This is a genomic window from Oleiphilus sp. HI0086 (assembly GCF_001635225.1).
Map to the genome: position 1 here is coordinate 1 of NZ_LWFZ01000941.1, position 546 is coordinate 546.

General features: G+C 46.9%; 1 pseudogene. It reads right to left on the reverse strand.

Annotation, left to right across the window (positions count from 1 at the left end):
* Positions 1–187: 187 nt before the first annotated feature.
* Positions 188–546: pseudogene (locus A3756_RS27830) on the reverse strand (IS21 family transposase); the annotation flags it as partial.

The window sequence follows — 546 nt, forward strand, 5'->3', positions numbered from 1 at the left end:
GCCGGTAAGTCACTTCTTGTTGTACTGCTAGGTTAATTCGTTCGGCGAAGCTAAGCTCTTCATAGGTATTGGGTTGATTAAACTGCATCTCTAGTGCTTCGGCTAAACCGGTTAACTTGAGCTGTCGAAGTTGCTGTAAGCTTTGTGTTTCTAACATGTTTTTTCCTATTGGTTTTGGGGTGGGTTTTTAGTGGTAGTAATCAGCGCCGCGCACGTTACGATGAGTCTCTGTTTGAGGTGATGGCGAAGTCTGAGGTGATAATGGAAGTGGCAGTTGATCCATATTGCTTTCTAATATGGACTTAATATTTGCCAGTCGTCGGGCATTGATATGCTGAGCCCGTAAGCAAGCGGCTTCTAATCTTTCTGGTGTGTATTGTTTTGCCAGATTCAGTAAACCCAAGCAGACTCGATAAGCTTGTTCGGGTACCTTCTTTTGTTCGAGTAGGTTTAGTACGATGGATTGCGTTGCAGGCCCGATTCGAGCGCCCCAAGAGATCAGTCTCTCCGGCGTCCAGGCTTGGTGCTTTCGATGGGGCTCAGGCA